Origin of the sequence: uncultured Streptomyces sp., assembly GCF_947488945.1 — a bacterium.
Taxonomy (GTDB): domain Bacteria; phylum Actinomycetota; class Actinomycetes; order Streptomycetales; family Streptomycetaceae; genus Streptomyces.
The window spans coordinates 1-251 of sequence record NZ_CANLBS010000119.1 but is presented as its reverse complement, the minus strand read 5'-3'; the positions used below and the strand labels follow the sequence as shown (position 1 = coordinate 251).

Genomic DNA, 251 nt, shown 5'->3' with positions numbered 1-251 from the left:
AGCATCAACCGCTGCTGCGGATCGATCGCCAACGCCTCACGCGGACTGATCCCGAAGAACCCCGCATCGAAATCAGCGACGCCCTCAACGAAACCGCCGCCACTGGCGTAGACGCTGCGGACCTGCTCCGGGTCGGGGTTGTAGAGACGCTCCGGGTCCCAGCCACGGTCGTTTGGAAGCGGCGACACCGCATCCCGCCCCTGCGACACCAGCTCCCACAACTCGGCAGGCGAAGACACCCCACCCGGATA

Annotated in this window: 1 protein-coding gene; it reads right to left on the bottom strand. The window is 66.1% G+C overall.

The genetic code is table 11. The features are described 5' to 3' along the window. Positions 1 to 251: beta-ketoacyl synthase N-terminal-like domain-containing protein (locus Q0994_RS34060; protein WP_299542630.1), on the bottom strand; the 251-nt coding region annotated here is incomplete at both ends.